The sequence below is a fragment of the Lysinibacillus sp. RS10 genome (genome assembly GCF_041956855.1).
Classification (GTDB): Bacteria; Bacillota; Bacilli; order Bacillales_A; family Planococcaceae; genus Lysinibacillus; species Lysinibacillus xylanilyticus_A.
Map to the genome: position 1 here is coordinate 346393 of NZ_CP167122.1, position 9692 is coordinate 356084.

9 protein-coding genes and 1 pseudogene are annotated in these 9692 nt (G+C 37.5%); 8 read left to right on the forward strand and 2 right to left on the reverse strand.

Features of this window, described 5'->3' with window-relative positions; translation table 11 throughout:
- Nucleotides 1-17: 17 nt before the first annotated feature.
- A complete protein-coding gene (locus ACB089_RS01880; RefSeq protein ID WP_068986768.1) occupies nucleotides 18-782 on the reverse strand; it encodes a CPBP family intramembrane glutamic endopeptidase in 765 nt (254 codons plus the stop codon).
- A gap of 169 nt (nucleotides 783-951) precedes the next feature.
- Between ACB089_RS01880 and groES the strand changes: the two genes are divergently transcribed.
- From groES to ACB089_RS01895, 3 genes are all read left to right on the forward strand, one after another.
- On the forward strand, nucleotides 952-1236 hold the full coding sequence (groES, locus tag ACB089_RS01885) for a co-chaperone GroES (protein WP_049667833.1): 285 nt from the start codon (nucleotides 952-954) through the stop codon (nucleotides 1234-1236).
- A 124-nt stretch (nucleotides 1237-1360) separates the two neighbouring features.
- A complete protein-coding gene (gene groL / locus ACB089_RS01890) occupies nucleotides 1361-2992 on the forward strand; it encodes a chaperonin GroEL (RefSeq protein ID WP_368638108.1) in 1632 nt (543 codons plus the stop codon).
- 3 nt (nucleotides 2993-2995) lie between these two features.
- A complete protein-coding gene (locus ACB089_RS01895; protein WP_374965039.1) occupies nucleotides 2996-3229 on the forward strand; it encodes a hypothetical protein in 234 nt (77 codons plus the stop codon).
- A gap of 119 nt (nucleotides 3230-3348) precedes the next feature.
- Here the strand turns inward: ACB089_RS01895 and ACB089_RS01900 are convergent, their stop codons facing one another.
- Nucleotides 3349-5097, reverse strand: a complete 1749-nt coding sequence (locus ACB089_RS01900; RefSeq protein WP_374965041.1) for a methyl-accepting chemotaxis protein — start codon at nucleotides 5095-5097, stop codon at nucleotides 3349-3351.
- A gap of 630 nt (nucleotides 5098-5727) precedes the next feature.
- On the opposite strand from ACB089_RS01900, the gene ACB089_RS01905 reads away from it, so the two are divergent.
- The 5 genes and pseudogenes from ACB089_RS01905 to ACB089_RS01925 all read left to right on the forward strand — a co-directional run bounded on the left by ACB089_RS01905 (nucleotide 5728) and on the right by ACB089_RS01925 (nucleotide 9593).
- On the forward strand, nucleotides 5728-5997 hold the full coding sequence (locus ACB089_RS01905; protein WP_374965043.1) for a hypothetical protein: 270 nt from the start codon (nucleotides 5728-5730) through the stop codon (nucleotides 5995-5997).
- Between the two features lie 241 nt (nucleotides 5998-6238).
- Entirely contained in the window at nucleotides 6239-7576 is a 1338-nt protein-coding gene (locus ACB089_RS01910) for an AAA family ATPase (protein ID WP_374965045.1), read from the forward strand.
- A complete protein-coding gene (locus ACB089_RS01915) occupies nucleotides 7569-7730 on the forward strand; it encodes a hypothetical protein (protein ID WP_374965046.1) in 162 nt (53 codons plus the stop codon). The genes ACB089_RS01910 and ACB089_RS01915 overlap by 8 nt, the downstream gene beginning before the upstream one ends.
- A gap of 589 nt (nucleotides 7731-8319) precedes the next feature.
- Nucleotides 8320-8620 (forward strand): annotated as a pseudogene (locus ACB089_RS01920) (zinc ribbon domain-containing protein); the annotation flags it as partial.
- Between the two features lie 361 nt (nucleotides 8621-8981).
- A complete protein-coding gene (locus ACB089_RS01925) occupies nucleotides 8982-9593 on the forward strand; it encodes a hypothetical protein (RefSeq protein WP_374965048.1) in 612 nt (203 codons plus the stop codon).
- Nucleotides 9594-9692: the final 99 nt, after the last annotated feature.

Below are 9692 nucleotides of genomic sequence, written 5' to 3' on the forward strand. Positions count from 1 at the left end.
AAAATTCCCACTGATTTTTATTGCATTTTTTCGAGTTCTTCAAGAAACTTTTGTAATGGTTCTGCAAACACTTGTACAAATGTCACAAATCCATTAAGCATGACATGGGCGATAATGGACGTCCAAATGCGTTTTGTTTTGTGATATAAGAAGGCAAAAATCAATCCACAAATTGTATAAAGCAAAATATGTGTGAAGTCGAAATGAATAAGTCCGAAGAAAATGGCACTTACGATTGCGGCTACCCAAAAATTAGTTGTTTGGACAAGTGATCCAAAAATAACACGACGGAAGACGAACTCTTCTAAAACTGGTCCAAAGACGACAATTGCTAGTATTGTAATAGGAGCACCTTTCGCAATAGCTACAATATCAGCTGTGTTTTGTGACCCACCTTGGATACCGAATACAGTCATTTCGATAGCAGCGCCAATCATTTGACCAAAGAAAACTAAGAAGAAACCAATAATTCCCCATACAATTGTAAGTGGTATGGTTTCTTTCTTTCCTTTATAAATAGCCCAAAATGCTTTATCGCGAGAAGTTAGGATTAAAATTAAAATTAACGCAATGGCAAAGCTAAGTGCGATATACCAGCCTTGCGTAAGCGGAGCGGCTTGCTCAGAAGGTAAACCGGTTGTACTCATAACAAGCTTGTGAAACGGTATTAACAGCCATCTGCCTGATATTTGCATGAGAATATAAATCAGTAAAACATATAGGGCTGTTTTTTTATGTTTATTTATTTTTTGAGAAGTAGTCACAGTCAAAATCCTTTCCATTCATTATGCTACCTTTCTATTGTAGAGGAATATGGAAAGAAAACAAAATTTTTCGTAGTTCTGACTTGCAAAAGAAAGTGTGATTGATTATCATAATAATTGTGTTAGCACTCGACTAGATAGAGTGCTAATAAATCAACATATATTATTTATTAGGAGGTTGTTTCACTTGTTAAGACCACTAGGAGATCGTATTGTAATCGAACTAATCGAGGTAGAAGAAAAATCTGCATTCGGTATTGTACTGCCAGACTCTGCAAAAGAAAAACCGCAAGAAGGTAAAGTTGTAGCAGTTGGGACAGGTCGTATATTAGAGAACGGGCAACGTGTTGAGCTTGACGTTAAAGTTGACGACCGCATTATTTTCTCTAAATATTCAGGTACAGAAGTTAAGTATGAAGGTAATGAATACCTAATTTTACGCGAAAGCGATATTCTTGCAATTATTGAATAACTTAAATTAACTTGAAAAAGTTAATGCCTTTAGTGTTGTCATGACAATTACACTGGGGCGAGATTAATATAAATATATATTTATAAAGCTTAACGAATATTCCATTTCAGGAGGGTAAATTCAAATGGCAAAAGATATTAAATTTTCAGAAGACGCTCGTTCATTAATGTTACAAGGTGTAGATAAATTAGCAAACGCAGTAAAGATTACTCTAGGGCCTAAAGGTCGTAATGTAGTGTTAGAAAAAAAATTCGGTTCACCACTTATTACAAATGATGGTGTAACAATTGCAAAAGAAATCGAATTAGAAAACCCATATGAAAACATGGGGGCAAAATTAGTAGCAGAAGTTGCTTCTAAAACAAACGAAATTGCTGGTGATGGTACAACAACTGCAACAGTATTAGCACAAGCAATTATTCGTGAAGGCTTGAAAAACGTAACAGCTGGTGCAAACCCTGTAGGCATTCGTAAAGGGATTGACAAAGCAGTTGCAGCAGCTCTTACAGAATTACACGCTATTTCTCGTCCAGTAAGTAACAAAGAGGAAATCGCACAAGTTGCGGCAATCTCTGCTGCTGATGATGAAGTAGGTCAATTAATTGCAGAAGCAATGGAACGTGTTGGTAACGATGGTGTTATTACTATTGAAGAATCTAAAGGCTTCACAACTGAGCTAGATGTAGTTGAAGGTATGCAATTCGACCGTGGTTATGCATCACACTACATGGTAACAGACACAGACAAAATGGAAGCGGTACTAGACAACCCATACATTTTAATTACTGATAAAAAAATTACAAACATCCAAGAAGTATTACCATTATTAGAGCAAGTGGTACAACAAGGTCGTCCACTGTTACTGATCGCTGAAGATGTTGAAGGTGAGGCTCTTGCAACACTTGTAGTGAACAAACTGCGTGGTACATTCAACGCTGTAGCGGTGAAAGCTCCAGGATTTGGTGACCGTCGTAAAGCAATGCTAGAAGATATCGCAATTTTAACAGGTGGTCAAGTAATTACAGAAGAATTAGGCTTAGACCTTAAATCCGCTGATATTACATCACTTGGTCGCGCTGCAAAGGTTGTTGTTACAAAAGACAATACAACAATCGTAGAAGGCGTTGGCGGTGCAGAGACAATCGAAGGTCGTATTGGTCAAATCCGTGCGCAGCTTGCTGAAACAACTTCAGAGTTCGATAAAGAAAAATTACAAGAACGTCTTGCAAAATTAGCAGGCGGTGTAGCAGTAATTAAAGTTGGTGCTGCAACAGAAACAGAACTAAAAGAACGCAAACTTCGCATTGAAGACGCTCTTAACTCAACTCGTGCAGCAGTTGAAGAAGGGATCGTATCAGGTGGTGGTACGGCACTTCTTAACGTATATGCAGCAGTTGAAAAAGTTGCAGATTCAGAAGAAGGCGACGTAGCAACTGGTGTGAAAATTGTTCTACGTGCATTAGAAGAACCAGTTCGTCAAATCGCTAACAACGCAGGTCTTGAAGGTTCAATTATCGTGGATCGCCTAAAACGCGAAGAAATCGGTGTAGGCTTCAACGCTGCAACAGGCGAATGGGTAAACATGATGGAAGCAGGCGTAGTAGACCCAGCGAAAGTAACTCGCTCAGCTCTACAAAACGCAGCATCTGTGGCAGCTTTATTCTTAACAACAGAAGCAGTAGTAGCAGACATCCCAGAACCAGCATCAGCAATGCCAGATATGTCTGGTATGGGCGGCATGCCAGGAATGATGTAATCTGTGGCTCTAGCCAATTTAAAACCACTTCTCAAATTTGAGAAGTGGTTTTTTTTTTATGCTTTAATGGATAGAATGCTGACTATTGCTGATAAAGGTACCGAAATCGCTGATAAAAGCCCACGAATCGCTGATAAAGGTACCGAAATCGCTGATAAAAGCCCACGAATCGCTGATAAAGGTAACGAACTCGCTGATAAAAGCTCACGAATCGCTGCGGGATGCCTGACCAAGTAAAAATGACTTACTTCTACTTATAGGACAGCTCCTTTCATTTTTATCCCGCATGTAACTGCCCGATTGGTTTAACTAACATTCAGAGGGATAAAGAAAATCCCTCTGAAAGAAGTTTCACCTTATTTCACTGCCAATGTGTTGACAACATTTAATAATTCGCTTGATAAGTCATTCAACACTTGAGCTTCTTCGGAAACTCTCTGCACAGTGTTAAGTTGCGATGCAGACGTTTCGGCTACTGCTCTCGTATTATCTCTCGAAGTTACCGAGAAATCTTCCATATCCTTAACAGCCGAAGTTACTTCTTCCATACCCGCTGCCATTTCTTCAATTGTTGCAGATAGTTCTTGAATTTGCCCAGTAACATGATGGATAGAAGTTAAAATTTGACTAAATGATTTCTCAGAATCATTAATCATCACTAGACCATTATCCACTTCTTCCACAGCTCGTACCATGACACTTACTGATTCATTCGTATCATGTTGGATATGGGAAATAAGTGTAGAAATTTCACGAGCTGACGCCTCAGATTGCTCGGCAAGCTTACGAACTTCATCTGCTACAACAGCGAAGCCACTTCCAGCTTCTCCAGCGCGAGCAGCTTCTATTGCTGCATTCAATGCTAGTAAATTCGTTTGGGAAGCAATACCTGCAATAATACCGACGATTTCTTCAATTTTACCTGAATGCTCACCAAGCATTTTTACAGATGCCGCAGATTGATTGACAGCTTTACTAATGACATTCATTTGGGCAACGGATTTATTAGTAGATTCATTGCCTTTTTCAGCTTCTTCTGAAGTAAGGATAGAGGACTCTGAAATTTGATTTGATGTCATGGCAAGTCGTTGAATACCAATGCTCATTTCTTCAATTGTAATGGCGCTTTCTTTTGCCTTTTGTACTTGTAAATCAGCGCCCCCAGCGATCTCTTGCATGGAAGAAGCTATACTATTGTAAGAATCTGTTGCTTCCAGCATATTGGTCGATAAAACATTGGCAGAATTTGAAACGTGTGTAGAGACATTTGTGGCACTTTTATTAACGGTTTTTAAATTCTCAATCATGGAATTAAAGTTTTTCGTTAGGAGGCCAATTTCATCTGTTGATGATACAGGTAAAGGCTCAAGCTCTAAATTACCTTCTGCTACCTTTTTAGATTGTAGAGAAAGTTGTTGGATAGGTGTTAATTTTCTTGTTACAAGCGAGAAAACTGCAATGGAAGAACCAATTAAGAAAATAACTGTAACTACAAGAGTCCATAATACTTCTGACATTGCCTTAGCAGTTACCTTTGATACATCGTAGTCCATTGCATAAGCAGCCAAGATAGATCCATTTTCATCCAAAATTGGTGTAAGTCCTGTTTTATAGCTACCATACTCATCGCTATATATTTCAGTAGCTGTAGCTTCCTTTGTTTTAAAAACCTCTTTAATCTTTGCAAGGAAATCTGAAGATAGACCCATTTCTATCATATCCTGATTATATTCAGCTCCTTCATTAAGTACACTAGACGAAAGAACCGGTGCATTTATTTTTTCTCCATCTACTGTAATGAGAAAAAGATTCGTAATCAGATCTGATTGATTGTTTACAGCATCCATTTCTTTTGTCAAACGAAGGACATCTGGGTTACTAGCATTAGGTTCCTGCAATACAGATTGCAATGTTTTTAAATCTATAGTCTTTGATAGAATCATTCCTTGATCATGAAGGGATAGGTCCATATTTTTAAAATTGCTGCCTTTCACTATATAATAGGAAAGACCTAAAGTAACTAATCCATATAGTAATAAGATATTTAACGTTATAGCCGTTAATTTCTTACTGATGGACATATGCTTTTGCTTGCTTGTCTTCATGCTCTTCCTCCTAAAATTATATACAAAACATATTTTAGATAAAAAAAGGGACAATCGTTGATATGATAGTCGAATGTAACGAGAAGAGCTCGCGACAATTGACAGTTCAGATGTAATTAATCATGAAAATTTATGTTCCTTTTTACTCAAAAAATTATGAATGTAAATTAATCCATTTATACCCTGACAATAAACAACTATACTGCCAAAAAATATAGTTCACAACCCAAAGAACTTACTATTCCAACTGTGAATCTTCGAAATTAAAATAACAAAATAGGTTTTTAGTCTGTAATAATCTTTTTGGTGTGGATAATTTTACTGAAAAATAACTTTTTACTAATATAAAATGACTTGAGAGTCGTTTTCTAAGTTGATTTCAAATGATTAAAATATAGGTAGAAAATTTCAAGGCTTTATTTTATGGGGGAAGGGGAAATCCTTTCATGTAATAGATAAAAAGGCTATCCACTAGTTCGTATTTGAACGTATGGATAGCCTTTTTTGTTATAGTTATTTACCTTGGATTACCAAAGATGCCAGGTAACATATCTTGCATTCCTGGTAAGTTTAACCCTGGGAAACTAGGATATTGCCCGCCTGGATATGGCATCGGAGGGCGCGAAGGATATGGCATTGAAGGTTGCGAAGGATATGGTTGTGAAGGATATGGCATCGGAGGGCGCGAAGGATATGGTTGTGAAGGATATGGCATTGAAGGATGTGAAGGATATGGTTGTGAAGGATATGGCATCGGAGGGCGCGAAGGATATGGTTGTGAAGGATATGGCATTGAAGGATGTGAAGGATATGGTTGTGAAGGATATGGCATCGAAGGACGCGATGGGTATGGTTGAGACGGATATGAAGGTGGATAGGAGCTACCAGGAAGCATGCTAGGGTGATACGGAATGTTAGCATCAAAATTTTCATCTTCGGGAGTTAATCTAGGATTGAACAATGAAACACACCTTTCTTCATTTTTTCTTTTCTAACATATGCTCACTATTATGATTGTCATAGGCTTTAAACTAGGAGTGAATAATCGCTAATGATATCAGTCTTTAAAATAGAAGTTGTTATAAAATATATCGATTTTAATTATAATAGAAGAAAATATCATTAAAGGATGTTTAGTGAGATGACAATGATAAAAATCAAAAAAATAAAGATACAAAATTTACGAAATGTACGACATGGTGAAATTATTTTAGCGGTAAATTTCGAGACGTTTTTTAAACCCAATGTTGTAGGTTTATATGGACAAAACGGTTCTGGGAAGACAACTATTGTTGATGCATTTGGCTTGTTAAAGTCACTGATCTCCGGCTGGATTGCTGAAATTAAATTACCATCTCAGGAAAAGAAATTAATTATGGCAGGGGAGGATATGGCAAGTATTGAGTTCGAGTTTCTAGTAGAAAATCAATTTGGCACATTTTTTCTCAATTATTATGTAGAGTTACAAGAAGATCAAAACAGACTGTACACAACGGTTGAACGTTTAGCTTACAGAGAAAACGAGAAAGGGAAGCGTTCAAAGATTCTAATTAATGTTACAGAGGAAGACATACAACTACGTAAAGCAAATCTTTCTGATATGAATGAAAAAACGCGTATCCAATTACTAGTCACTCATCAATTAGCTAAAAAACAATATATGTCCTTTATCTTTCACAAAGATTTAAAGCCATTATTACAGGACAGGTTGTCAGAGCTAGAAATGCAATTGATTCATAATTTAGCAATAGATTTTAATCGGGATTTACATGTCGTTAATAATCAAAATATCGCACCGTTATATGAAGAGCGCAGTATGCCCTTTAGTATTCATCTTGAAAAAACTCGTGGTTCTATCCCTTATAATTTGAAGGGGCCAGCGTTATTGCCTGAGGATGCATTTTACGTGTTATGTGAAGTAATAGAGCAAAGTAATCAAGTATTATCAGCGATTATTCCTGGTCTGTCTATAAAGATTAATGTGCTTACAAAACAAACTATGGATAACGGGGAAAAAGGAATCCGTTTTGAATTTTTATCGCAGCGAGGGGAACGCGAATTACCACTACGGACAGAGTCAGAGGGAATTTTGAAAATTATTTCTGTACTCAGTGTACTCATTGCTGTTTATAACAACCCAAATGCTTGTGTAGTAATTGATGAATTAGATTCTGGTGTTTTTGAATATTTGTTAGGCGAGTTGTTAACAGTGATTGATGAGGACGGAAAAGGCCAGCTTATTTTTACGTCTCATAATTTACGTGTGTTAGAGGTGCTTGCTATTAAGAACTTATGGTTTACGACAACGAATGAGGATCGTCGTTATGTGCAGCTAAAAGGTATCAAAGAGGTCAATAATGCTCGAGATGTTTATTTACGTGCAATTCAGTTGGGCGGACAGGATGAGGAGATTTATAAGGAAACAAAGATATTTAAAATCAAGCGTGCTTTTCGAAAAGCGGGTGTCCAGCATGACTAAAAAGGTTCTATTAATCATTGTAGAGGGGCAGACGGAGCAAATTGTTTTGGAGGATTATCTGGATGAACATTTTGCAAATTCCACGATTCGTTTCGATGTACAACGGGAGGATATTTTAACGAAGTGGGTAACTAAACTGTTACAACAAATTTAGACCAAGCTATACAAACCTGTATAGAAGCATAGATTTATAACAGAATACCCTTCGTATCAAGCGATTGGTGCGAACTCCACGTTAATTGCTTTTAACTCCTAAAGCCTTGTGACCAACGCGGAGCTGGAAACGGCAGACGTAACGGTGCGAAAGCAGAAAAAACAACAAGGATGGCATAAGCTGAAAAAAATTACTCAGTGTCCGTAAAGGATCATCGTGACAACGGAAAACGGTAGCGCTAAGTGCTTTGGCAATGGATGTTTAGCAGCGAAACTCCTAAATCTCTAATGAGACAAGGAAGACGTTCAACGACTATCTCCTTGAGGGAGAGTAAAACCGCAAGCGAATGGCGGAAGAAAAATGTGGCTCTTATCAGAAGATAAGATGAAGATATAGTCTGCGCTTATGTGAAAGCATAAGAGGTCTACTTGTGAGAGAAAGACTGCATGAAGGGTTGCGCCTTCGTGTGAACAAGAAAAATAGATACAAATATAAAAAATGTTAACAACCTCTCTAAATAGGGTAAAGTGATTTTATCCTAGCGAAAGAGAGGTGGTACACATGGAATTAATGTCCATTGGGAAATTTGCTAAACGCTGAAATCCGTAATTTTTATAAGCGGCTTAACGACATTCGAACAAGTCATTTACACCAGTGTTCTAATGAGATTGTGAAAACCAAGCCATCTCGTATTGTCATGGAACATTTAAATGTAAAAGGGTTGATGAAAATAAACATCTGGCGAAGGCGGCAGCCGGGCAAAAGTTATATGAATACAAACGGCAAATTCAATACAAATGTAAAAATATAGAATTGAATTTGTTGAAACCGACAGATGGTTTCTATCATCAAAAACTTGTTCTAGTTGTGGACAAATCAAATCCGATTTGAGCTCAGGTGTTAATTTGGCAAATTATTCAATCTAAGGTGCTTAACTTCTTTCAGCAGGTGTCTAAACATCCGCTGAAAGAAGTTAAAGCCTCCGGCGGATGTCAAGGAATCGGAAAGGAGTTCTTTGTGCAAGCACAAAGCCGATTCCGGACGCAATTATGCCGAGGCATAATTGATCTGAAAACTAAGCCTTAGATGTGTACGCAACGATACTGCGGAATTTAAGCCTTTGGAGAGTCATACAAAATGGCAGTAGCTTCGGCGAAACCAGGCTCGGTGAATAAGGAAGACACAAAAACGAAAGTCAAAAGATATAAGTTGTGTCACAGTAGAGATGTCTACATTTTTTAAGAAATGTATATGTTTTTCGTATCGGATTCCAATAAAAGAATACCTAATATTAAAAATAGTGTTGCACGAGTGATTCAGAACTATTTGGAGAAGTATAAGTTTTTAGCGAAAGATTTAACCGCTATCGTTCATATTACAGATGCAGATGGTTGCTTTATTGCCCCTGAATTTGTCAAGGTGAAGGAAGATATTGAGGGGAAGTTACATTACACAGAAGATGCAATATTGGTGAAGTCTGAGAAGCGTAAGGAGCAAATCGAGCAACGTAATGAAATGAAGGCGAATAATGCCAAAATCCTTGTAGCGAATGATCATTTTAGCATTCAACGATTAAAAATACCGTATCAGCTATTTTATTTTTCTACAAACTTGGAGCATGTACTATGGGATGAGCGTAATGAAGTAGCAACGGAAAAGGTGCAAAAAGCTGATGAATTTATGGAAAGTTTATCGAGCTCCATAGAAGAATATTTAACAGAATTTCTTCCAGTTAACGCAGAGCTTCCGTATAAAGAAAAAATGAAAATGAGCTGGTCATTTTTAATGGAGGGCTGTAATTCGTTACAACGCGGAACGAATGTGCCGTTATTATTTGAAATGATTAAATCAGATGTACAATGAAAAACAAAATGGCTAAGGTAATCTTTGTGAATGATGATTTCCGTTCCAGGCTACTCGCTTTCCTGTGGGCGAGCGTCGAGCCGCTTCCTCCGCTAAAGG